General features: G+C 35.3%; 26 protein-coding genes. 1 reads left to right on the top strand and 25 read right to left on the bottom strand.

Annotated elements, in window-relative coordinates:
* Nucleotides 1-9 precede the first annotated feature (9 nt).
* The 11 genes from pth to AB4Y30_RS00255 all read right to left on the bottom strand — a co-directional run bounded on the left by pth (nt 10) and on the right by AB4Y30_RS00255 (nt 9085).
* Nucleotides 10-570, bottom strand: coding sequence for an aminoacyl-tRNA hydrolase (pth, locus tag AB4Y30_RS00305; protein ID WP_368653555.1), 561 nt, complete (start codon nt 568-570; stop codon nt 10-12).
* Between the two features lie 210 nt (nt 571-780).
* Complete coding sequence (locus AB4Y30_RS00300) at nt 781-1419, bottom strand: 50S ribosomal protein L25/general stress protein Ctc (protein ID WP_368653554.1); 639 nt, start codon at nt 1417-1419, stop codon at nt 781-783.
* A 139-nt stretch (nt 1420-1558) separates the two neighbouring features.
* On the bottom strand, nt 1559-2512 hold the full coding sequence (locus AB4Y30_RS00295; RefSeq protein WP_368653553.1) for a ribose-phosphate diphosphokinase: 954 nt from the start codon (nt 2510-2512) through the stop codon (nt 1559-1561).
* Between the two features lie 22 nt (nt 2513-2534).
* A complete protein-coding gene (gene glmU, locus AB4Y30_RS00290; protein ID WP_368653552.1) occupies nt 2535-3908 on the bottom strand; it encodes a bifunctional UDP-N-acetylglucosamine diphosphorylase/glucosamine-1-phosphate N-acetyltransferase GlmU in 1374 nt (457 codons plus the stop codon).
* Between the two features lie 772 nt (nt 3909-4680).
* Entirely contained in the window at nt 4681-4971 is a 291-nt protein-coding gene (gene spoVG / locus AB4Y30_RS00285; RefSeq protein ID WP_368653551.1) for a septation regulator SpoVG, read from the bottom strand.
* A 208-nt stretch (nt 4972-5179) separates the two neighbouring features.
* Nucleotides 5180-5995 carry a pur operon repressor gene (purR, locus tag AB4Y30_RS00280; RefSeq protein ID WP_368653550.1) on the bottom strand — a complete coding sequence of 272 codons (816 nt, stop codon included), beginning with the start codon at nt 5993-5995 and terminating at the stop codon, nt 5180-5182.
* 65 nt (nt 5996-6060) lie between these two features.
* Nucleotides 6061-6912 (bottom strand): 4-(cytidine 5'-diphospho)-2-C-methyl-D-erythritol kinase, encoded by an 852-nt coding sequence (gene ispE / locus AB4Y30_RS00275; protein WP_368653549.1) that lies wholly within the window; start codon nt 6910-6912, stop codon nt 6061-6063.
* A 282-nt stretch (nt 6913-7194) separates the two neighbouring features.
* Nucleotides 7195-7377 (bottom strand): small, acid-soluble spore protein, alpha/beta type, encoded by a 183-nt coding sequence (locus tag AB4Y30_RS00270; RefSeq protein ID WP_368653548.1) that lies wholly within the window; start codon nt 7375-7377, stop codon nt 7195-7197.
* Nucleotides 7378-7519: 142 nt separating this feature from the next.
* Nucleotides 7520-7807 (bottom strand): biofilm formation stimulator Veg, encoded by a 288-nt coding sequence (gene veg / locus AB4Y30_RS00265; protein WP_368655136.1) that lies wholly within the window; start codon nt 7805-7807, stop codon nt 7520-7522.
* Between the two features lie 121 nt (nt 7808-7928).
* Nucleotides 7929-8789, bottom strand: a complete 861-nt coding sequence (gene yabG, locus AB4Y30_RS00260; protein WP_368653547.1) for a sporulation peptidase YabG — start codon at nt 8787-8789, stop codon at nt 7929-7931.
* Between the two features lie 164 nt (nt 8790-8953).
* On the bottom strand, nt 8954-9085 hold the full coding sequence (locus AB4Y30_RS00255) for a hypothetical protein (protein ID WP_368653546.1): 132 nt from the start codon (nt 9083-9085) through the stop codon (nt 8954-8956).
* A 43-nt stretch (nt 9086-9128) separates the two neighbouring features.
* On the opposite strand from AB4Y30_RS00255, the gene AB4Y30_RS00250 reads away from it, so the two are divergent.
* Nucleotides 9129-9713: a hypothetical protein gene (locus AB4Y30_RS00250; protein ID WP_368653545.1), complete on the top strand. Its 585-nt coding sequence runs from the start codon at nt 9129-9131 to the stop codon at nt 9711-9713.
* Nucleotides 9714-9800: 87 nt separating this feature from the next.
* On the opposite strand, the gene rsmA is transcribed toward AB4Y30_RS00250, so the two are convergent.
* The 14 genes from rsmA to tmk form a co-directional block, all read right to left on the bottom strand.
* Nucleotides 9801-10679, bottom strand: a complete 879-nt coding sequence (rsmA, locus tag AB4Y30_RS00245; RefSeq protein ID WP_368653544.1) for a 16S rRNA (adenine(1518)-N(6)/adenine(1519)-N(6))-dimethyltransferase RsmA — start codon at nt 10677-10679, stop codon at nt 9801-9803.
* Nucleotides 10672-11238 carry a ribonuclease M5 gene (rnmV, locus tag AB4Y30_RS00240; RefSeq protein ID WP_368653543.1) on the bottom strand — a complete coding sequence of 189 codons (567 nt, stop codon included), beginning with the start codon at nt 11236-11238 and terminating at the stop codon, nt 10672-10674. The genes rsmA and rnmV overlap by 8 nt, the downstream gene beginning before the upstream one ends.
* 122 nt (nt 11239-11360) lie before the next feature.
* Complete coding sequence (locus AB4Y30_RS00235; RefSeq protein WP_368653542.1) at nt 11361-12620, bottom strand: ubiquitin-like domain-containing protein; 1260 nt, start codon at nt 12618-12620, stop codon at nt 11361-11363.
* A 261-nt stretch (nt 12621-12881) separates the two neighbouring features.
* Nucleotides 12882-13655 carry a TatD family hydrolase gene (locus AB4Y30_RS00230; protein ID WP_368653541.1) on the bottom strand — a complete coding sequence of 258 codons (774 nt, stop codon included), beginning with the start codon at nt 13653-13655 and terminating at the stop codon, nt 12882-12884.
* A 35-nt stretch (nt 13656-13690) separates the two neighbouring features.
* On the bottom strand, nt 13691-15676 hold the full coding sequence (metG, locus tag AB4Y30_RS00225) for a methionine--tRNA ligase (RefSeq protein ID WP_368653540.1): 1986 nt from the start codon (nt 15674-15676) through the stop codon (nt 13691-13693).
* A gap of 196 nt (nt 15677-15872) precedes the next feature.
* Nucleotides 15873-16751: a 16S rRNA (cytidine(1402)-2'-O)-methyltransferase gene (gene rsmI, locus AB4Y30_RS00220; protein WP_368653539.1), complete on the bottom strand. Its 879-nt coding sequence runs from the start codon at nt 16749-16751 to the stop codon at nt 15873-15875.
* Nucleotides 16752-16839: 88 nt separating this feature from the next.
* Nucleotides 16840-17106, bottom strand: a complete 267-nt coding sequence (locus AB4Y30_RS00215) for a GIY-YIG nuclease family protein (protein ID WP_368653538.1) — start codon at nt 17104-17106, stop codon at nt 16840-16842.
* Complete coding sequence (locus tag AB4Y30_RS00210; protein ID WP_368653537.1) at nt 17096-17839, bottom strand: tRNA1(Val) (adenine(37)-N6)-methyltransferase; 744 nt, start codon at nt 17837-17839, stop codon at nt 17096-17098. Before AB4Y30_RS00210 ends, AB4Y30_RS00215 begins: the two co-directional genes overlap by 11 nt.
* 169 nt (nt 17840-18008) lie before the next feature.
* Nucleotides 18009-18350: a DNA replication initiation control protein YabA gene (yabA, locus tag AB4Y30_RS00205; protein WP_368653536.1), complete on the bottom strand. Its 342-nt coding sequence runs from the start codon at nt 18348-18350 to the stop codon at nt 18009-18011.
* A 14-nt stretch (nt 18351-18364) separates the two neighbouring features.
* Nucleotides 18365-19192 (bottom strand): stage 0 sporulation family protein, encoded by an 828-nt coding sequence (locus AB4Y30_RS00200; RefSeq protein ID WP_368653535.1) that lies wholly within the window; start codon nt 19190-19192, stop codon nt 18365-18367.
* A 6-nt stretch (nt 19193-19198) separates the two neighbouring features.
* The gene (holB, locus tag AB4Y30_RS00195) at nt 19199-20191 is read right to left on the bottom strand and encodes a DNA polymerase III subunit delta' (protein WP_368653534.1); all 993 of its coding nucleotides are present in this window, start codon (nt 20189-20191) and stop codon (nt 19199-19201) included.
* Between the two features lie 46 nt (nt 20192-20237).
* Nucleotides 20238-20672, bottom strand: coding sequence for a YaaR family protein (locus AB4Y30_RS00190; protein ID WP_368653533.1), 435 nt, complete (start codon nt 20670-20672; stop codon nt 20238-20240).
* A gap of 28 nt (nt 20673-20700) precedes the next feature.
* Nucleotides 20701-21030 carry a cyclic-di-AMP receptor gene (locus AB4Y30_RS00185; RefSeq protein ID WP_368653532.1) on the bottom strand — a complete coding sequence of 110 codons (330 nt, stop codon included), beginning with the start codon at nt 21028-21030 and terminating at the stop codon, nt 20701-20703.
* Nucleotides 21031-21043: 13 nt separating this feature from the next.
* The gene (tmk, locus tag AB4Y30_RS00180; protein ID WP_368653531.1) at nt 21044-21682 is read right to left on the bottom strand and encodes a dTMP kinase; all 639 of its coding nucleotides are present in this window, start codon (nt 21680-21682) and stop codon (nt 21044-21046) included.
* Nucleotides 21683-21770 lie beyond the last annotated feature (88 nt).

Raw genomic sequence — 21770 nt, 5'->3', positions numbered from 1 at the left:
GAGAGACCTTTATTTATTAAAATCATTCATAACATCAACAAAGCTTCTTTCTAACCATGCTTCACACGCATCTGCCGATTGTTGAATACTAATCTCTACATCTTCTTGTTCTTCTTTAGCAAATGGATTTAATACATACTTTACAACAGGGATAGAGCTAGTTGGTCTGCCTACACCAATACGAATTCGTTTAAAATCCTTTGTCCCTAAATGATCAATCAGAGAACGAATTCCATTATGTCCACCATGACCACCCTTTTGACGCAAGCGAATTTTCCCTAATGGTAAATCAAGATCATCATAAATAACAAGGATATCTTCTACGTCAATCTGATAAAAATCGATTAATGGTCGTACAGATTCTCCCGATAGATTCATATATGTTTGTGGCTTTAATAAAACAACCTTTTCTTGATTGAAGTGTTCTAATGCATAAACTCCATTAAATTTAGATTGATTGAAGTCCCATTGATGACGCTTTGCTAATGCATCCATCACCATAAACCCAATATTATGACGAGTATTTTCATATTTTTTACCTGGATTGCCTAGACCAATAATACATTTCATAGTATTCTTCCTCTATTATTTATATTTAAGTATATGTTCAAAAAGTTCGATAAAAGGACTATCATCGGTTAAGTTCGCAACATCCTATTGCAACACCAATACTAGCACATCGAAAATTTTTCTGTAAACAATACAATAACCCCTCCTTTAAGATAAAGCATCTTGTAAGGAGGGTTTCTGTATATAGTAAGGATTCACTTTTGAAAAGGATTATCCTTCTTCATTTTCTTCAGATTCTGCATCTACAAGCTCTGGTTCCGCAGTCCCTGCTTCTGGAGCTTCTTCTTCCTCTTCTTCTAATGCTGGTGGAAGAACGCTTGCTATGGTTGCATCAGGTTCATCTAACACTGTGTAAAGATCTGCTTTTGGTAAATCTTCGACGCTGATACTATCACCAATATTTAGTGCAGAAATATCTATGCTAATTTCCTCTGGAATATCATTTGGCATAGCACGTACTTGTAATTCGTATAATGATTGCTGCAGAATTCCGCCTTCTCTAGCTCCTTCTGGCTCTCCATCTAATTGTACTGGCACTTGAACATCCATCTCTTCAGTCAGATTCACCTTGAAAAAGTCAACGTGTACTAAATGATCACGCAAAGCATGAGCTTGATAATCATGCAACATTACCTGTAAAGGTTTACCTCCCTCGATATCTAATGAAAAAATTGCGTTTCTACCTTGATCGCGAATCAATTTCACTAGCTCAATACTATCGACAGATACAGCCTTCGCTTCTTCACCTTTTCCATATACTACTGCTGGTACTAGTCCACTATTTCTTAATTCCTTTGTTGCTGAACTTCTTAGATCTTCTCTCAATGACGCTTTCAGTTTTAATGACATCATAAATACCTCCAACTCATTTCTGAGAACAGTTCTACCATTGCCATGTATTACTCTCATTTGACGATGGATAATAAAATGGAAGATTCCACTTTATCGCACCATTCTTCGATTATAATAAAGTACTATACCCTTTTTCTTAATCGAATAAACTACTAACTGACTCTTTATTGTGAACACGCATAATTGCTTCACCAATTAATGGTGCAACAGAGAGCTGTGTCACTTTATCAATATTCTTTTCTTCTGGTAATGGAATTGTATTAGTAACAATTAATTCTTTGATTGCCGAATCAGCAATACGCTCTATAGCTGGTCCTGATAATACAGGATGTGTGCAGCATGCATATACCGCTGTAGCACCATTCTCTATCAATGCATTAGCAGCTAATGTAATTGTTCCAGCTGTATCAATAATATCATCAATTAAAATTGCTGTTTTACCTTCAATATTACCAATAATATTCATTATTTCTGCTACATTTGGACGTGGTCTTCTTTTATCAATAATTCCAATTGGTGCTTTTAATCGCTCTGCTAAACGACGTGCACGCGTTACTCCACCATGATCAGGAGAAACTACAACAACATCTTCTAGTTCTTTTGTTTTTAAATAGTCTGCTATAATTGGCACACCTTGTAAATGGTCAATTGGCATATCGAAGAATCCTTGAATTTGTGGTGCATGTAAATCAAGTGCAATAACACGAGTTGCTCCAGCTGTTTCTAATAAGTTTGCAATTAGTTTCGCTGTAATTGGCTCACGCGCTCGCGCTTTTCGATCTTGTCTAGCATAACCATAATATGGCATTACTATATTAATTGATCTTGCAGAAGCTCGCTTTAACGCATCAATCATAATTAGGAGTTCCATTGTATGCTGATTCACTGGATCACTAGTGGATTGTACAACATATACATCATATCCACGAACACTTTCTTCTAAATTAATTCGAATTTCTCCATCACTAAATGCCGTGACGATAGACTTACTTAATGGTGCACCGATGTGAGCAGCGATTTCTTCAGCTAACTTACGGTTAGAATTTAATGTAATTACTTTTAATTTGTCATCTTTACAAACAGATGTCATGAGTAAAAGACCTCCAATAGATTTATTTTCTTTTCTTTATTTTTGATGCGTAGCCTTCTTTATTCAATTGTCTTGCACGAGCAATAGATAAAGATTCTTCTGGTACATCTTGATTAATTGTTGAACCTGCAGCTATATACGAATCTTTTCCAATAGTTACGGGTGCAATTAAATTTGAGTTGCAGCCAACAAATACATTATCTTCTATTTTTGTTTCAAACTTATTCATACCATCATAATTTACTGTAATTGCTCCACAGCCAATATTAACTCCTGTACCAATTTTTGCATCGCCTATGTAACTTAAATGTGGTACCTTACTATCATTTCCAATAGTTGATTTTTTTACTTCTACAAAATGTCCTATCTTCACATTATTGCCGAGTATAGATTCAGGACGAATACGAGCATATGGACCTATCTCTGCTTGCTCTCCAATCTGACTATCTGTAATCACACTTTGCTTAATCACAGACCCTTCACCAATTGTACTATTTGTAATTTCAGCATATGGACCTATCTCTGCATCTGCATGAATCGTTGTTTTTCCATGAAGTACAGTTCCAGGGTGTATTACAACATCCGATTCAATGATTACATCTAAACCAATGTATGTATTATCTGGATCAATAATCGTTACGCCATTACGCATATGAGATTCATTAATGCGCTTCTTCATTGTTTTTTCTGCTTGCGCTAATGCAACTCGATCATTTACACCTAATGTCTCTTCGAAATCTGGTGTTAAATATGCGGATACAGATTCTGATGCATCCTTTAAAATTTCAATTACATCAGGCAAATAGTATTCACCTTGTGCATTATCATTCGAAACATGCTGTAAAGCTTGAAATAAAGCTTGATTATCAAAACAATAAGTGCCTGTGTTAATTTCTTTTACTGATAGTTCTTCAGTACTTGCATCCTTATGCTCAACAATTCGTTCTACTTCATTTTCAGCATTACGAATGACCCTACCGTATCCTGTAGGGTTTGGCGCTATTGCAGTTAAAATAGTTGCCTTAGAACCTGTTTTTTCATGGTGTTCAAAAAGTGCCTGGTATGTTTCACCAGTAATCAATGGTGTATCTCCACATACAACAATTGTAGTTCCTTCTCGGTTTTTCAATAATTCTTCTACTTGCAGTACTGCATGTCCTGTTCCTAATTGTTCTTCTTGAATGACGAAATTACATTGATCACCAATTGTCTCTATTACTTTCTCTGCGCCGAAACCGACTACCGTTACTGTTTCTTCTAATTGGACAACAGATAGTTGATCCATAACATGTTGAACCATTGGCTTTCCTACTACTGGATGAAGAACTTTGTACAGTTTTGACTTCATTCTCGTTCCTTGGCCTGCTGCCAATATAACTGCGAAACGTTTTGTCATGAAGTAACCTCCATTCCTATTTCCTTTATGAATATATCTTAATTGATTTTACTTTTCAAGCGAAGCAAGATGGAAATAACTTCAATTGAAAATCTATGATATTTACTAGAAAATCAATTTGATAAATAGTTATTACGCTTCTTGTATAGAAGTAATAACAACCTCTATAAGTATATGTTCAAAAAATCCGATAAAAAAGTCGTCATCGGTAAAGTTCGCAACGTCCTGTTGCAACACCGATACTAGTACATCGTGTACGTCGAAAGTTCGAGGCGGCACAGCTTTGAGTAACAGAAAAGCAAGCCAACGACTTTCACAGGATGTGATGACTTTGACGTTCGACACAGGACATGTCGGAACTTAGTCGAAGTTCCTCTATTCGATGTGTCATGTTTATTGGGCTTTTTGAACAACCTCTATAAGTATATTTTACAACAGGAAGTGGATTAAACCAAAGCTCTTATTCTTAAAAACTATTTTTTATTCTATTTGTAACATTTCTGTTACATGTTTTCATAGTAATTATAAATTCTGTTTTCTTATAAATGGCAAAAAGAGGTTAAAACAAAAGAATTAATTTCTTAGTTCATTCCAAACATGTATTGTACAGATATTCGCTTTGAAGATATGTTTTGTTTTCCCATAAAGGATCTACACATATTTCCTATGCTTTATTTGTATACTGTTTGATTTATAAACTAAGTTTTTTCCTTTGTCTCAACCTCTTGCGAGAAGGATACTTCATAACCTTCTTTTGGAAAATCAGAAATGCTTAGGAAGCACCTGCTTCTTCATACTCTACTTCTTCTTCTCCTTCTTGATGATACGCTTCTAATACTGCATCTTGAATTTTTGCACGTGTACTTGAATTAATAGGATGTGCAATGTCTCTAAACTCACCGTCTGGAGTACGCTTTGATGGCATCGCTACAAACAAACCGTTATTTCCATCGATCACTCGAATATCATGGACTACAAATTCATGATCAAATGTAATCGATGCAATCGCACGCATTCTTCCTTCTGAATTAACACGGCGCAATCTTACGTCAGTTACCTCCATGATGTCTCACCACCTTTTTCTATTACAAATCCCCATATAGCCAGTATTCTACATAAAGTCTCTAATTCCTTCTCAAATATTAAAAAAAGTTAAAATAATTAAAAAAGCGGAATAAATTCATTCCTTTCAATAAAAAAACTAGGTAAACCGGCCTAAAAAGATGGCTATTACCTAGTTTTTCTTAGGAAAATTCCCGCAGATCATTTTTCTAATCTTGTAAAAAGTTCCCAGAAGTCACTTCAATTAAATTCTTTTTCATATTTAATTTGGATATTTTCACTAAAGAAACATAATCTTGAATAATTCGTTCATCTTCTTCATCGTCAGCTTCAGCTAACACACCAATTGCTGCTACATTCGCATGGAACTCATCTAATAAACTCTTCATGCCATCAATTGTACCTCCAGCTTTCATGAAGTCATCAATAATACAAACATTGGCGCCTTCTGCTAAACTTCGCTTTGGTAAAACCATCGTTTGAATCTTCTGAGGTGAACCAGAAACATAATTAATACTAACGGAGGAACCTTCTGTCACTATTGGATCACGTCTTACAATCACTACTGGAACTTGCAAAAATGTTGCAACTGCATGTGCTAATGGAATTCCTTTAGTTGCCACTGTCATAATGACATCAATTTTTGTGTCTGCAAAGGCTGTGGCAAAAATACGGCCAATCTCACGCACAAGCTGAGGATTCCCTAAAATATCACTCATATAAAGATATCCTCCAGGTAAAATCCTGGTAGGATCTGCTAGTTGATTACATAATTTTTCAATAAATGCTTTATTTCTATCCCTTGAGGCAGATGGAATAAAACGTACACCCCCAGCTGCACCAGGAGTTCTTTGTAAATAACCTACTCCCTCATGACGAAACATTTCATCAATAATATCTAAGTCCTCACTGATCGAGGATTTTGCTGCTTTATATGTTTCCACAAAAAATGGAAGTTGTACATGTTCACTTGGATTTTCTAAAAAGAAATTTGTTAATGCAACCAATCGATGACTTCTTTTCATTTCTACACCTCAAAAACCGAATATTTTATAAAAATATACCATTTTCGTACGGATTCAAGCAAGTCTTAGCCAATTATTCTTACCATATATACTTCATCACAAAAACCTCTCATGCTATTATACACTCGCTGTGCTTGTCCTTCATGCTCCACCAATCCATATATTGTCGGCCCACTTCCACTCATTAAGACATTATATGCACCGGATTTTTTCATCTTTTCTTTTATGCGTGCTACTTCTGGGTAATTATAAAAAGTGATAGATTCTAATGCATTTCCCATTGCCTCACACATCTCCGCAAAATCTCCAGCAGATAACGCATCTACCATCCTTTGTGTGTTTGGATGCCATAATTCTTCCACATTAATTTGATGAAAAATAGTTTTAGATGATACACCTATATTTGGTTTCGCAAGAATAACCCAACAGGATGGTGGAGCTGGTAAAGGAATAACCTGTTCTCCACGTCCCGTTACTAAGGCTGTCCCATTATAAACACAAAAAGGGACGTCTGATCCTATACATAATCCAAGCTGCATTAATTTTTCTGTTGAAATATTTAAATTCCATAATTTATTTAATCCTCGTAATACTGCTGCTGCATCACTACTTCCTCCAGCAAGGCCAGCAGACACAGGAATACTTTTATCAATTTTAATGAATACACCTTGCGAGACTTGGTATTCTTTCTTCAATAAATTCGCTGCTTGATAAGCCAAATTACGTTCATCATTTGGAACAAATCTACTCTCTAAAGACACCTTAATCGTATCTTTCTCAAGTAAGTGCAGCTCAACACGATCAGATAAATCAATTGTAGTCATAATCATTTCCACATCATGAAAACCATCTTGACGTTTTCCTAAGATATCTAAAGATAAATTGATTTTTGCTGGTGCTTTTTCATAGAGAAACATACGATCACCTACTTTATCAATTACACTTCGGCATCATTACGTCCAGAGTTTTTCGCATTTAACAGATGGATTTTTTATAAACACCTACTTTATGCAAGTTATCCTATCTATGACATCCGCCGAGGCTTTATCTTTGTCTAGTCATTCCGACGCCTATCGTGGCGCGAATATTCCGCTGAGTAAAGATAAATCTTAACTAATTATATCAAAATTAGAAACCTCATGCGCGAATGTTCCATGTTTTGCCTACTACAAATTTTCCCCATAAAAAAAAGACAGGCATTAGCGCCTGTCTTTCTGCTGCAAACTTTCTTCGGCGATTTCGATCGCACGCTTGACCATGTTTCCAGCATCTCGTGCTCGAATGCCTCCCCAGCCTTCTTTCTGCACTGTGTCATAGAAACCTAACTCCTTGGCAATTTCTTCTTTCAGTTGGTTTGACATAACTCCGCGACGCCTAGCCATGAAAGAACATCTCCCTTCTGTTAAGTTTTCTTACGACACTTATATATTTTCCTAAAAAGCTAAAAATACACGTAAATTTTAACTAGAAAAAAATACTAAAAATCGAATCAATTTGTTTATTTTATCGAGGTTAACAAAGTTCTTATTCTGATACTGCTGCCTGTGATATATCATCTACAAAACTGATCTGCACAGACTCTGTAAGTACATCTGCATAACTATATGAAACACGCTCGAATGCATTTTCGTCCTGGTCTAATTCCACAACAAATACGGAGGGATATGTTTCTGACAAAACACCCGTTCGAACTATTGTTCTTCTTCTACCACCATTTGCCTTTAGCTTTAAACGTTTACCAACCTGACCTTCAAGACCCTGCTTAATTTCGATTAATGTTTTCAATGTATTTTCCACCTCACTATAAATCATTATAGCATAATTTGGTGTAAACGTCAAAATAAACATATTATTATATCAACACATCTTTTCCTATGTCAATAGTATTTTTTATATTTAAGAAAAAATATGGAAAAATGCGTCAATACATCTATTATGCCTCATCCCAAAAATAAGGCATACCTGTGCGATGGACACCACGCGTTTCAATTCCACCCATTCCTCGCTCGCCTGTAAATGTATTTTTCAAGGTTTCCCAAACATTTACTTTTTCCATAAAAGGCGTATAAGCGATTTTAGCAACAATGTATACAGGATCTAAAGCATGAATATTAATTCGTGCAGGAGAACTAGCAAAATTTGCTCCTGCACGAATTAAAGACTCAAAATGAGATTGACATGCACCAGCAAAAATAATCAATTGATCTACATTTGGTATTTCTCGTCGCGCCTCTCTTACCGTTTCAATAAAATATGAAGAATTTCGATAAGCACCTAAATCTTTCTTGGTTCCTTTTTTAGACGAGAAAGAGTCATGACCTGTAACAACTAAAATTTCTGGTTGAATTTTACGAATAAGTGAGCGAATTTGTACAGGCATTTCCTTTTCATTCATATGAATACCATGCGCTTGAATACCAATGCGTTTATATAAATCAATACACTTTTTTAAATAAGTTACGTCTCCATCTACATGTAGCACCTTAATTGGTAAGCGAAAAAGCGGCAAAGAAGGATAAGCTGCATCTGACTGAAGTGTCCGCTTATCCTTCATAAATTGATAATCTTGTCGGAATAATCGATAGGAAAATTCCTCGCGTTCCTTGCCAAGACGCTCTTTTTTCTTCAAATCACGCTCTTCCACTTTTTCTAAATCTTCAAGTGGAGCGTCTGCCACTAAACGCATTTCCACCCCGTGAAGAATGGCATTATCATTGGTGATGGAGTTAATTTTAAATAAAACATCATGCTTATATGATTTCCGTGTTACAAAATCTCCTACCGTAAACTTCATGTGTTCACCACACTTTCTCAGCTATTCTTATGCTTATAGCCTATGTTGTAAAGTGCTTATTGGTGAGCAAACAATAAATAAATTTAACTTCGCATCATTGCTGCAAAAACAAATGATTAGGCCAATGAAAATCGGTAAATGTAACTTTTACTTAAAATAAAAGTCTAATCAAATAAAAGATCTAGTTTTAAAAAGTAACAAGAGGGAGGTGTGATGATGAGAGCCCTAGGAAGTACAATATTCGTTTCCATATTCGCTTTACTTTTATCTTCTTGTAATAATATTATCTCCTCCAAAGGATGCCCTCCTAATACAATAATAGAATGGGTGGATATGTTAATGATTGATTCCATACAATATGAACACCATTACTTAGAGTCGGAAAATCCTGTAACAATTGAAACTGGAAAAGTACTTGGCAAAGTAACATACAAAATGGCTGACAAGGCATGTAGTAATCATAGGTTACGAAATGGAGATGCAGCCTATTTAGAAGAAGGAACAAACATTTATGAAATAAAGGGATATCCAACTTCTTTAGTTGTTGCTGCAGATAATCTTGCTTATGTAGTTGATACAAATTGGAAAGCAGAAACAGCAGGAGAACTTTATCCGCTTGATAAATTAGTGAAAAATATTTATATGAATAGCCTTGAGGATGGAGAGAGAATACACACCTTTTCACAAGCTTCTAAAGATGAATTCCTATCTGCATTTTATAATTTGGAGTTGGAACATGTACAATCATTGGTCAATAAAGGAAAGTTAGAAGGTAATCGTGTCTTTTTAGAAATTGAACTCAATAATGGAATTTCATTTAGAGAACTTTATTGGCGCGATTCGAATACATTCCATTTTGGAGCAATTGGAAATAATGAAATAAAAGAAATTATTAACGAAGAAATATTAAAGATAAAAAAATAATACTTAGAGATATAATGAAAAAGAGACTAACCACAATAAAAGTTCATATTGAATTTTATATCGCTAATCTCCTTATACCATTATTCTTTACTGTATTCGAGTATAAAATGCATTTGCAAGCTGAGCAAATTCTTCCATCGTTAAGGATTCCCCGCGACGACCTGCATCTATTCTAGTTTGCAATATTGCTTCTGTAATTATTTCCTTTGCTAATTTTCCTTTAAAATGCGCCTGGAGATTATTTCTTAATGTCTTTCGACGATGTGTAAAACATGCACGTACCACTTCAAAGAAAAATTCTTCATCAAGTACATCAACAGGCGGTTGATCACGTAGTGTTAGCTTTAGTACACTAGATTCTACATTTGGCTGTGGGGTAAACACTGTCTTTGGAACATTCATCACAACCTCTGCTTTTGTGTAATATTGAATAGCGATTGTTAATGAACCATAGCTTTTACTATTCGGCTGAGCAGCCATACGATCTGCTACTTCTTTTTGAATCATGATCGTCATATTAGTAATTGGTAATTTATCAGATAGTAATTTCATTAAAATTGGTGTGGTGATGTAATATGGTAAATTCGCTACTACATGCACATGCTCTTGATCCACAAATTGTTCTTCTATTGTGGCACGTACATTCGCTTCTAAAATATCTTGATGAATAATTGAAATATTATCATATGGAGCTAATGTTTCTGCTAACACAGGTAATAAGCGTTGATCAATTTCAAAAGCAACTACTTTATCTGCATGAATCGCTAATTGTTCTGTTAACGCCCCAAACCCTGGACCAATTTCAATGACACCAGCATTTTTATCAATTCCTGCATGCTGAATAATATTACGTAAAATATTGACATCGATTAAGAAATTTTGCCCTAAGCTTTTCTTAAATGTAAATTTATGTTTAGCCAATAATTCCTTCGTTCTTGATGGAGTAGCTAAGTAATTTTTAGTCATCACTTTCCTCCTTGATAATCGTTAAAATAGCCTGTTCAAATTCTTCCTTTGTTATTTGAAACATCATTAATCGTTTTAATAATTGCTTTCCATTCGTATGTCCAATCAGCAATGCTTCACCTAGCTTCATTCGTCTTTCTTTTGCTTTTGCACCACCAATCAGGCCAAAGGATATTAAATCCTCTTTGGTTACGACAGCTTCTCCTCCGTCAACTAATTCATACACTGCCTGTAATGCTTGCTGAATATCAGTGATAGAAGCATGCTCGATCCCAATACTCTTTCCTTGAGGATGTTTTGCTCTCGCTTGATCCGCAGTTAAAAATGCATGTTTACAGCCTGGTACAGCTTGATTAATGATTTGCCGTATTCTTTGACCTGGATAATCAGGATCTGTGAAAACAATCACTCCACGCTTTTCTTTAGCATGCTGTATTTGCGCTAATATTTCTTTATTTATAGCAGATCCATTTGTTTCAATAATATCTGCATCTACTGCTTGAATGATTTTAGATCGATCATCTTTACCTTCTACAACAATTACTTCTTTAATTTTCAAACCTGTTCCTCTTTCCTATCTAAAAGCTAATAAATGTAACATGATAAAATAATGCTCTTACCATGACATATTATCATGATAAGAGCATTTATCCTATCGTAAGCCAAGCTTACTTATTATTTTTAATCTAATACTTTAATTTTAACCGATTTTCTACCGAAGCTATAAGCAGCGTCTTTTGAAGGCATATGCAAATCAATTTTATTTCCTTTAATCGCGCCTCCAGTATCTCCTGCAATCGCTGTTCCATATCCTTCCACCCATACTTTTTTGCCAAGTGGAATAACATTAGGATCTACTGCAATAACTTTCATATTACGGTTTTCTTTTAAATTAATTCCTGTAGCAGAAATACCAGAACATCCATTACAATCTGCTGTATATGCTGTAGCCTCAACCGTCATTTCTTTTCCACCTGATGGAGTACTACTGTTGTTTGATGAACTGCTAGCACTTGTAGAGTTAGATGCTTTTGGTGCTACTTTTGCTGTATTAGAAGTAGATGCTTGTTTTGGCTCTTCTGGTTTCTTTGTACCAACAGCAATCACTTTATTTTGACTTTCTTCAACTACTTCTTCACCAATTACTTCACGATTTGTCTCTTCACCATTTTCATACGTAACTTCAATTGTTTTAACTAACTTACCTTCTGTTCCTTCTTGAACCACTTGTTCTGTTCCTTGTTGTAAAGAAGAATCTTCCTTCTTCTCTACTTGGAATGGAATACGCTCCTCAGCTTCTTCTTGCTCTTTCTCTACTCGAGTGATAGTGATAGCATCTCCATTGTCAATTTCTTCATCTAAGCTAGGTTCTGTTTTATCAAATTCATTTAACTCGATATCATTATCTTCTAGAATTTGTTCAACCGTTCCACCTGTTGTCCATACTTCCGCTTCTTCTCCTGCATCTTCAACAGCTACTTGATAAGCAGTTTTTACAGTTAAACGTAAACCTTCTTCAATTTCTACATCTGGTGTAAGAGAAACATAGTCATGTTCTGTAAACTTTAGATTCTGTTCCTCCATAAATTGTTCCATTGTTTCAAATGTAGTAAAATATTCTTCTTTTTCACCATTGATATTCACAATAATTTTCTTTGCTTCTATAACATCAATATTCATTCCATCTGTCAGTGATGCATCTAGGTCGTAAGAGACTACATCATGTTCATCTACATGAATACCTAATTCTTCAAACAGTTCTTTCACTGTATCTGCGTGTGTTTTCACGACTTTTTTCTCACCATTTTCCGCAACTGCTACCTCTACAGACATTGTTTCGACTATTAAGAATGCCACTAATACAAATAGAATTGCACTGCTCACACCCGGGATAATTACTTTTTTCACCCGAGTTGGTAAGTTTTTTATCATAGAAATCATCATATATCCCCCTTAATCCTGTTTTACATTATATAAACAGGTATATGCAAAATCAAAGTTATTACGGTTACGTTACTCTTACAGTTTCGTTACAGGAGGGCGTAAATTTAACCTCTTTGTAACAATTCATAGAAAAATATGTATCGAATGGGGGTATATAATGACAAAAAAATGAAGCCTAGGACAGGATCCTGGCTTCATTAATTATCTATCATATTATGTGCTAACAATTATCAAAAAACAGCTACAGCAAAGGGACATTTAAATGTTTTTAATCCGAAATACTCGAAAAGCATTCTCTGTTGTTGCTTTAGCTATATCTGCTAATGATTGCCCTCTTAACTCCGCAATTTGTTCTGCCACTAGTTTTACATAAGCAGGCTCATTGCGTTTTCCGCGGTTTGGGTGTGGCGCTAAATAAGGAGCGTCTGTTTCAATTAGTAAGCGATCCAATGGTACTTCAACAGCTACTTGTTTCGGTTCTTTAGCATTTTTAAATGTAACTGGTCCACCTAATCCGATATAAAAATTCATATCTAGGCAGTCCTTCATATACGCAGTAGAATCACTGTAGCAATGCATGATTCCACCAACCTCTTTAGCATCTTCCTCTTGTAAAATGGTTACAATATCTTCTGTTGCTTCACGATTATGAATAATAATTGGCATGTCTAATTTCTTTGCCAAACGGATTTGTTTACGAAATACTTCCTTTTGTACATCCTTTGGTGACTTATCCCAATAGTAATCTAATCCCATCTCACCAAGTGCTACTACTTTTGGATGCTTAGTGAGTTCCTCTATCCATACTAAATCTTCATCTGTGCAATCAATAGCATCTACAGGATGCCAACCAACAGCTGCATAAATATTGTCATATTTCTCAGCAATTTCAATAGCAAGTGGAATTGTTTCACGATCAAAGCCAACAACAAGCATATGTGTGACTCCTGCAGAAAATGCCCGTGCTATAACCTCTTCACGATCATCTGTATATTGTCTTGCATTTAAATGCATATGTGTATCAAATAACATGAATAAACGCTCCTCTAATGTTGGATGACTATTCTTTACTCCACAGTAGAACCATTTGGCAAGGTATTATCTACTGTAGCTAAAGATAATTTACCATCTGGGCCTTCTCCAGATAAAATCATTCCTTCTGAAAGCTCTCCACGTAATTTCACTGGTTTTAGGTTTGTTACAACAATAACTTTCTTGCCAACTAATTCTTCTGGCTTATAATGCTTTGCAATTCCCGAAATAATTTGGCGTTTTTCATGACCTAAATCAATTTGTAGCTTCAGTAATTTATCAGCCTTTTTCATTTTTTCTGCCTCAATAACTTCTCCAAGACGTAAATCTAACTTAGCAAAATCATCATACTGAATTTCAGCTTTTCCTTCTTTTGCAGGGGTAGCTTCTTCTTGCTTTGGAGCTGTTGACTGCATCATTTCCTTAATCTTTTCGCTTTCTTCTTTTACGTCAAGACGAGGGAAAATTGGATTTCCTTTTTCTACTTTGGTTCCAGCAGCGATTTTTCCTTGTTCATAGATACTATCCCAAACTTGCAATGCTTCATCTTGTATACCTAATTGCTTGAATATCTCAACAGGTGCTTCTGTAATAAATGGTCTCAGCATTACGCCTGCAATCCGCAATGACTCTGCTAAATGTGCCATTACATTTCCTAAGCGATCTTTTTTCGCCTCATCTTTAATCAATACCCAAGGCTCTGTTTCATCGATATATTTATTTGTACGGCTAATTAATTTCCAAATTGCTGTTAAGGCAACAGAGAACTGCATTTCTTCCATTGCATCTTCCACTTTTTTAATCGTTTCTGTTACAAAGACTTCTACTTCTTCTTCTAATGGTGTTTCACCTTTCACATAAGCAGGGATTTCTCCACCAAAATATTTATCTACCATTGCTACGGTACGATTTAATAAATTACCTAAATCATTTGCTAAATCATAATTTAAGCGTTCTACGAAGCTTTCTGGTGTGAATACCCCATCAGAACCAAATGGTACTTCACGTAATAAGTAATAGCGTACTGCGTCCAAACCATAATTATCAACAAGCACAACTGGATCAATGATATTCCCTTTAGATTTGGACATTTTCCCATCTTTCATTAATATCCATCCATGTGCAAATACTCGTTTTGGTAGTGGTAAGTCCAAAGCCATCAACATAATTGGCCAATAGATCGTATGGAATCGAACGATTTCTTTACTCATTAAATGAGCATCAGCAGGCCAATACTTCTGGTATTTTTCATCATTTTCTGTTCCATATCCTAATGCCGTAATATAGTTTGCCAAAGCATCAATCCATACATAAATGACATGCTTTGGATTTTCTTTAATTGGAATTCCCCAATCAAATGTTGTACGAGAAACAGCTAAATCTTCTAAGCCTGGCTTAATAAAGTTATTAATCATTTCATTCTTACGGCTTTCTGGCAAAATAAATGTAGGGTTTTCCTCATAATATTTTACAAGGCGATCTGCGTATTTACTCATTCTAAAGAAATAAGATTCCTCTTTTACCAACTCTACCTCATGACCACTTGGCGCTTTTCCACCAATAACTTTACCATCCTCGTCACGGTAAACCTCTGCTAATTGTGTTTCAGTAAAGAATTCTTCATCTGAAACAGAATACCATCCTTCATATTCACCTAAATAAATATCTCCTTGCTCTAGAAGCTGAGAGAAGATTTTTTGTACAATCACTTTATGTCTTTCCTCAGTTGTACGAATAAAATCATCATTCGTGATTTTTAGCTTCTTCCATAGATCCTTTATGTTCGCTACAATATCATCAACGTATTCCAATGGAGATACTCCAGCATCTTTTGCTGCCTTTTCAATCTTTTGACCATGCTCATCCGTTCCCGTTAAATACATCACATCATAGCCACGCATACGCTTATAGCGTGCCATAACATCTCCAGCTACTGTTGAATATGCATGTCCAATATGGAGCTTTCCACTAGGATAATAAATTGGTGTGGTAATATAATAGGTCTTTTTTTCTTCTGTCATCTGTAATCTCCTCTTTCTACTTGCTATGTATGTAAAATTTATTGTTCTGTCTAATCCAGTTTAGTAATGAATAGGATGGATAGTTTAAATACAAATATGGTTGACTTCATTCCTATTGTACTGATTATTAACGGATAATTCCATTTTTTCTCGGTTTAGCTCGGCTAGGTTTTTTATCAAAATCGTCTTTTTTCATTCATTTACCTAAATGATACATATCATACACTTCTCTTGAAGGAATTTTTCGATCTGTTGCTACTCGTTTAATCGCTTCTTTACTACGTATATTGTCATTTTCAATATGGTAATCAACATGCTCCTTCACAGATAAATGACTCCACCAAAGTGTGTCTGTTGATTCCTCAGCCTCTTGTGTATTCCCATTTACAACCAAGCAAAATTCTCCCTTGATTTCATGCTGCTCTGCCCAATCAAGCACCTCACTAATGGTACCGCGTACATACTCCTCATAGCGCTTCGTTAATTCACGAGCTGCAACCATCTCACGATCGCCTAAAATATCCCGCAAACCTGCTAATGTTTCTTTTAAACGATATGGAGATTCATAAAATAATATTGTTGCTTTTAATGTCTTTAAACGTTCTAATTCAGCGATTCTATCTTTATTCTTTCTTGGCAGAAATCCATAAAATAAAAACTCTTCTGTAGGCAACCCTGAGCCAACCAATGCACATAATGCTGCATTTGCTCCTGGAAGAACAACAATATTAATATCCTCCTCAATCGCCGCTCTCACTAATTCATAGCCTGGATCAGAAATTGCTGGCATCCCTGCGTCACTTACAAGGGCAATTGACTTTCCTTCTGCTAACATATCAATAAGCTGTGTTTCTCGCGCTTCTTTATTATGCTCATGATAACTTAATAACGGTGTTTTTATTTCAAAGTAATTTAATAACTTTTTTGTATTTCTTGTATCCTCTGCAGCAATTACGTTTACAGTTTTTAAGGTGTGAATAGCTCGGTACGTCATATCTTCTAAATTCCCAATTGGCGTTGGTACGACATAGATAGTACTAGATGAGTCATTTTGAAAGCTTTTTTGTGTTTTCATTATTTAACCCTTCTTCTTTTGATTTACTTTAGTGAAGTCCTATATTAGTTCGTGTTTAAAAAGGCCAGTATTTTTCGAATACCCTCTATTAACAGTAATCTGCCGGTTTTTCCTTTATCAATTGAAGTTTTTTCTTACGCGATAACTTTTTAATTTTATATTCTCTTTGCAAAGCAGCTGATTTTGTTGGATGCCGTTCTGTATACACCATTTTAAAAGGACCACGTCCACGAGTATATTTCGCACCCTTTCCATCTGTATGCAATTTCAAGCGATGTTCTAAATCATTGGTATATCCCGTATACAAGGTCTGATCACAGCATTCCAATATATAAATAAAATGGTTATCTTCCATGCAAAATATTCTCCGCTTCTTCTGTATATGAATCATCATCTTGATAAATATAAAGTGGTGGTAACAGATGTAAATCAGCTTTCCCATCACGTATACCTTCAATCAATATCATATTTGCTTCTCGGCCCTTTTTAGGGTAAACAAATTGCAATCGTTTTGGCTCTATATTATAAGCACGGAATAAGGTTAAAATATCCACCAAACGCCCTGGACGATGAACCATCGCTACTTTCCCTCCTGGACGAACATAAAGCTTGCACGCTTTAACAACATCATCTAAAGTACATTTCACTTCATGACGAGCAATTGTTAAATAATCATTTTTATTATGTTCCGTCTTTGCAGGTGTTAAAAAATAAGGTGGATTACATGTCACTACATCAAAAGAGCTTTGTTTGAGCTTGGTTTTCATATCCTTTAAATCGCCTTCGATAATCGAAATTTGCTCGGTTAGCTCATTTAAGTTCACACTACGTAATGCCATATCGGCTAAGCGTGATTGAATTTCTACCCCAATAATTTTTGCATTTGTTCGTGCGGATAATAATAGTGGAATGATTCCATTTCCGGAGCATAAATCTAAAATATTCCCTCGTTTTATTGGAACATATGTAAAATGTGCAAGTAAAACAGCATCAAGGGAATAAGAGAACACAGATGGACTTTGAATGATTTTCATTTCTTCTTTTATCGTTAAGAAATCCAATCGCTCATCTTCAAATAGTTGTACCATATTTATTTCCTTTCTCAGCATAATTGATGGTAAACCTGGTTTTATATGATAAGAAAGCTGTTTTATTGTCTTCTTATTCAGACAACAAAACAGCTTATTTATGTGTATTCAAAAGGATTTTAGGTAACTATGTCAGCTCTCACATCTTTTGAATAGTTTTATTAGAAAATCACTTCTTTTTATTTAAAAACGATAAACAAAATAGACAATCATTTTCTCTAGGGCTACCAAAGTGAACATTACAAATGTGGAAACCTTCCTCATACAATCTTGCTAGATTATCATATCCCTCACCAGGTATTTCCGTTGACTGTCCAGAATCGTTAGCTGAATCCGTTTCCTCTTCGGTCAGTTCTAAACGTTTTCGCAAGTGATGATTCTCCACTGCTAATCGATGGTTTTCCTCTAATAATGCACCCAGCTTATCTTTTAAGTCACCGAGCTGCTCATATAATTCGCCTATTCTCTTTTCCATATTCGAAACTTGATCAAAAATCTCTCTATTTTTCACGACATTACACCCCGTTACTTCGTGGCTTCTGCTAAAATAATGCCTTCTTCTATTAGTTCATCTATTGTATATTCAACAATTCGATCGATTTCAGGAACTTCAATTTGTACAAGTTTTTCAAAAATATTAAGAGCTGTGACTTTTCCATAACCATAAGGAGTGTAAATTGGTTCTCCTATATCTGGAAGTTCACGCTTCGCTTCCTCATAATCATCATTTTCATACTTTAGACAACACATTAATCGTCCACATAATCCAGAGATTTTTGCTGGGTTTAATGATAAATTCTGATCTTTTGCCATTTTTATAGAAACTGGTTCAAAATCACCTAGGAATGTAGAACAACATAACATTCTTCCACAAGGTCCTATACCACCAAGCATCTTCGCCTCATCTCTAACCCCGATTTGTCTTAATTCAATACGGGTTTTAAAAATGGCTGCTAGATCTTTTACTAGATTACGAAAATCAACACGACCTTCTGCTGTAAAATAGAAAATAATCTTATTTCGATCAAGTGTATAATCAACGTCTACTAGGTTCATCTCTAATTCATGAGCTTGAATTTTTTCCACGCCTGTTCGAAAAGCTTCTTCTGCTTGTTTTTGATTCTTTGCAACAGTCATTTTGTCTTCATCTGTTGCTATACGTAACACTTTCTTTAAAGGCAGTGTTATATCTTCCTCTTCGACCCGTTTATTTGCAATCACAACTTTCCCAAATTCAATACCACGCACTGTCTCCACAATTACGTAGCTATCTGGTTCAATTTTGTGCTCGCCAGGATCAAAATAATATATTTTACCCGCTTTCTTAAAGCGAATTCCAATTACTTCAATCATTCCATTTCACTCCTGTATTTGAAGCGCAAGCTGTTCCATAACTAATGTAGGATGTACATTTTGCTTTAACTTACGCTTAGCCTGTAAAAGGTTATTTAAAACCGATAATAATTTTTCAGGCGAAAAATGAATAGCGGCTCTTTGTAGTTGTTCACTACTTGGGCTAAAAACGACCATCGATTCTTCTTTTTCTGTATGAAAATAAAGAATATCCTTAAATGCTAATAATAATAAATCAAATCCCAACTCTTGTTCTTTCCTCTCTTTAAAATGAGTAATCCAATGTTGATGGATAAAAAGAAAAACATCTGAAGGTCTTGATTCATATATACTGATTAATTGTAACATTAATTTTCGTGCTTGCGCAAACCACTCATCTTCATTTAACGCAAGTGCCTCGTCTAAATTATTTGTTAATGCACTAATTAATTTTGCATTCGTTTCTGATACTTCATGTTGTTCGATTAGACGTTGCTCAAACTTCCTCGGCTGCAGTGGCTTTAAATCGATAATTTGGCATCGAGAACGAATGGTAGGAATAATAGATTGACTATTTTCCGTTAACATAATTGCTGTTGTTTTTTGACTTGGTTCTTCCAAAAATTTCAATATACGATTGGCCGCATTCAATGTTAAAGTATCTGCTCCAAGGATGATATAAATTTTCTGATTTGATTCTAATCCTGTATACGTAAATTCTTTCTGCAATTTTTCAATTTGCTCTATTTTAATTGATCTCCCATCTGGTTCAATCCAGTGGACATCAGGATGGTTTCTCGATGCGATTCTTCGGCATGTATTACATGTATGACATGGCTCTATATCTGTTTTATTTGGACAAAATAGCACCTTTGCTAGAAGTAGGGCAATGGCCTCTTTCCCTGTTCCTCGCTCACCTTGTAATAAATACGCGTGAGAAACACGACCTTTTCTTATGCTGTTAGTAATCAGCCTACTCGCTAGGGCTTGTACTTCTGCAATTTCTGACCATGTTTGCATAATTGTTTCCCGCCTAACATTCATTCCATCTCCATTTGGAGTAATGCTAAATATATAAATTAATCAGTAGCCCTTTAATCTCTCCTATTAACCCTAATAAGTCTACTGTCTTTTTTTCTTGATTCATCAGTGCATCTGTTAATTCAACTAGTTTTTCATCTATTTCTTTGACAAGTGTTAATTGTCGGCTATGTCCCTCAAGACTAAAATGATGATTTTTATCTAAATCATATCCTTGATAAACTGTTTCTTCTAAAAATCCTTTTACAAGCTTTTTAAATTTCACAAGTTCACGAAACGTACGATACCGAGCAAGTTTATTTCCTTGCTCGGTAATTTTAACCATTAACTGCTGTATTTCTTGTTGTTTCATTTTAAGCGTTTGGGACTGAACTAAGTGATCAAAAGATACTTTGCTCTCTGAATTTGCACGTGTGTGCTGAATGGATTGCACTTGTTTTAAATCATTTGATATTTTCATTACTTCAATCCTCTGCTTTTCTTTCGAATTAAAAATGGAAGAAAGATTCGATTGGTAAGATAAAGACAGTAGCTCCGCCAACCTCTACTTTAACAGGCTTTGGAATATATGAATCTGCATTGCCACCCATTGGTGAAATTGGTGCTACCATTTGTTCGCGCTGTGAACAGTTATCTTTAATGATTTTTAATGCATCATCTACATACTCGTTTTCACAACCAATCATTAAAGTCGTATTCCCTTCTCTCAGGAAACCACCAGTTGTCGCTAGTTTTGTCGTTCTAAAGTTTTCACCACTTAGTGCATTGATTAGGCGGTTTGAATCCTTGTCTTGTACTACGGCAATAATTAACTTCATAAGCCATGCCTCCTTAAAATGATTTATTTTGTATATGTGTAACAATATGTTGCAATGCTTCCTTCTCAACCTGTTCGATTGTCTGATCAGCGTTGACTACTTGAATACGGTCATGGAATTTCTCTAAAAGAATCAGATATCCCTCATAAACCTTTTTATGGAAAGATAAGCTTTCTAAATCTAAACGATTTTTTTCCCTCTCCTCATTTGCTGAGATTCGCTGTAAGCCTTTTGTTGGTTCGATTTGAAAAAACAATGTTAATGCTGGCATACAGTCCTGGATAGCAAATTGATTGATGGAGAAGACCTCATCCATGCCTAATCCACGAGCATGACCTTGATAAGCAAGGCTACTATCAATAAATCGATCACATAATACTATCTTTCCTCGTTTTAACGCAGGATAAACCTTTTCTACGAGATGCTGGCGACGTGCTGCAGCATATAACAATGCCTCTGTCCTAGCATCCATTTCCGTATTTGCTGGATTAAGAATTACTTTTCTAATCTCCTCAGCAATCGCAATGCCCCCGGGTTCTCGTGTTGTTAGGACATCATATCCCATTTGTTTGAGCTTTTGCTCTAATAGCTGGATGGTAGTTGTTTTACCTGCACCTTCTCCACCCTCGAATGTTATAAAATATCCCTTCACAGCACTTATTCCCCTTTTGTTACTACACATGATGTATATCTTTTATGATCAAAAACTTAGCAAGGCAATCCAATAATAACATTTGATT

Source organism: Ornithinibacillus sp. 4-3 (genome assembly GCF_040958695.1).
In the GTDB taxonomy this organism is placed as follows: domain Bacteria; phylum Bacillota; class Bacilli; order Bacillales; family Amphibacillaceae; genus CALAMD01.
Note: the sequence above shows the minus strand (reverse complement) of the source record. Positions and strands in the feature narration are given on the sequence as shown.

Coding starts and splice junctions, on each gene's coding strand:
- pth (WP_368653555.1), bottom strand. CDS start 570: ATGAAATGTATTATTGGTCTAGGCAATCCAGGTAAAAAATATGAAAAT.
- AB4Y30_RS00250 (WP_368653545.1), top strand. CDS start 9,129: ATGATTGATTCCATACAATATGAACACCATTACTTAGAGTCGGAAAAT.
- rsmI (WP_368653539.1), bottom strand. CDS start 16,751: ATGAAAACACAAAAAAGCTTTCAAAATGACTCATCTAGTACTATCTAT.
- purR (WP_368653550.1), bottom strand. CDS start 5,995: ATGAAAAGAAGTCATCGATTGGTTGCATTAACAAATTTCTTTTTAGAA.
- holB (WP_368653534.1), bottom strand. CDS start 20,191: ATGCAAACATGGTCAGAAATTGCAGAAGTACAAGCCCTAGCGAGTAGG.
- AB4Y30_RS00185 (WP_368653532.1), bottom strand. CDS start 21,030: ATGAAGTTAATTATTGCCGTAGTACAAGACAAGGATTCAAACCGCCTA.
- AB4Y30_RS00190 (WP_368653533.1), bottom strand. CDS start 20,672: ATGAAAATATCAAATGATTTAAAACAAGTGCAATCCATTCAGCACACA.
- AB4Y30_RS00210 (WP_368653537.1), bottom strand. CDS start 17,839: ATGGTACAACTATTTGAAGATGAGCGATTGGATTTCTTAACGATAAAA.
- AB4Y30_RS00215 (WP_368653538.1), bottom strand. CDS start 17,106: ATGGAAGATAACCATTTTATTTATATATTGGAATGCTGTGATCAGACC.
- AB4Y30_RS00300 (WP_368653554.1), bottom strand. CDS start 1,419: ATGTCATTAAAACTGAAAGCGTCATTGAGAGAAGATCTAAGAAGTTCA.
- spoVG (WP_368653551.1), bottom strand. CDS start 4,971: ATGGAGGTAACTGACGTAAGATTGCGCCGTGTTAATTCAGAAGGAAGA.
- AB4Y30_RS00270 (WP_368653548.1), bottom strand. CDS start 7,377: ATGGCTAGGCGTCGCGGAGTTATGTCAAACCAACTGAAAGAAGAAATT.
- veg (WP_368655136.1), bottom strand. CDS start 7,807: ATGATTTATAGTGAGGTGGAAAATACATTGAAAACATTAATCGAAATT.
- yabG (WP_368653547.1), bottom strand. CDS start 8,789: ATGAAGTTTACGGTAGGAGATTTTGTAACACGGAAATCATATAAGCAT.
- metG (WP_368653540.1), bottom strand. CDS start 15,676: ATGACAGAAGAAAAAAAGACCTATTATATTACCACACCAATTTATTAT.
- AB4Y30_RS00235 (WP_368653542.1), bottom strand. CDS start 12,620: ATGATTTCTATGATAAAAAACTTACCAACTCGGGTGAAAAAAGTAATT.
- AB4Y30_RS00230 (WP_368653541.1), bottom strand. CDS start 13,655: ATGTTATTTGATACACATATGCATTTAAATGCAAGACAATATACAGAT.
- glmU (WP_368653552.1), bottom strand. CDS start 3,908: ATGACAAAACGTTTCGCAGTTATATTGGCAGCAGGCCAAGGAACGAGA.
- ispE (WP_368653549.1), bottom strand. CDS start 6,912: ATGTTTCTCTATGAAAAAGCACCAGCAAAAATCAATTTATCTTTAGAT.
- rsmA (WP_368653544.1), bottom strand. CDS start 10,679: ATGACTAAAAATTACTTAGCTACTCCATCAAGAACGAAGGAATTATTG.
- AB4Y30_RS00295 (WP_368653553.1), bottom strand. CDS start 2,512: ATGACATCTGTTTGTAAAGATGACAAATTAAAAGTAATTACATTAAAT.
- AB4Y30_RS00200 (WP_368653535.1), bottom strand. CDS start 19,192: ATGATTGAAGTAATTGGAATTCGCTTTAAGAAAGCGGGTAAAATATAT.